This window comes from Mesorhizobium sp. M7A.F.Ca.CA.004.06.1.1 (assembly GCF_003999135.1).
Classification (GTDB): domain Bacteria; phylum Pseudomonadota; class Alphaproteobacteria; order Rhizobiales; family Rhizobiaceae; genus Mesorhizobium.
The window spans coordinates 1-779 of record NZ_RZPQ01000631.1 but is presented as its reverse complement, the minus strand read 5'-3'; the positions used below and the strand labels follow the sequence as shown (position 1 = coordinate 779).

Below are 779 nucleotides of genomic sequence, written 5' to 3'. Positions count from 1 at the left end.
GGCCCCGCCACAGCAGCCGGCGCTTGCCGACACCGTCACGACACCGACGGCGCTGCACACGCCGGTCTCCGGCAGCACCAGCCGGACTTCGCGGGCCGCGGCATGGTCTCCGGCAATATCGGCCACCACCGAGCGGACTTGCTCGTAGCCGGTCGCCATCAGGAAAGTCGGGGCACGGCCGTAGGATTTCGAGCCGACGATGGTGAAGCCCGGTTCGGGGTGCGCGAGCTCTGCAATGCCATGCGCCGGAACCGTGCCGCATGAGTGGTAGTTTGGATCGATCAGTGGCGCCAGTGCCGGCGGCGCTTCGACGGCGTGATCGAGCGCGATGCGGATTTCGCTCAGGAACGACAGGTCTGGCCTGAAGCCGGTGGTGACGACGATGCGGTCGATGGCCAGGTTGAACGGCTTGCCACCCAGGTTGGCGTCGACCACGAGGCCCTCGCCTTGTCTCTCGATGCCGTTGACGGCGAAGGGCGCCAGCATGTTCAGCCTGCCATCCGCCATCGCCTGCCTGGCCGCCAATCCAAGCGCGCCGCGTTCCGGCAACTGGTCGTTCAGCCCGCCGCCGAGCAGTCTCTCGATGCTGGCGTGGCGCAGCGCCCAGAAGATTTCGGTGCCAGGCGCCGCATCCTGCAACTCCATCAGCGCCAATGCGACGTTGATGGCCGAGTGCCCGCCGCCGATGACCAGGATGCGCTTGCCCGCATAGTCTTCTCTCGCCTTGCCGACGTGGTCGGCAAGGCGAGAGAAGACTATGCGGGCAAGCGCATCCTGGT

The 779-nt window shown here is 67.0% G+C and carries 1 pseudogene; it reads right to left on the bottom strand.

What is annotated here, in order from left to right:
- Window positions 1-779 (bottom strand): annotated as a pseudogene (locus EN906_RS27260) (NAD(P)-binding domain-containing protein); the annotation flags it as partial.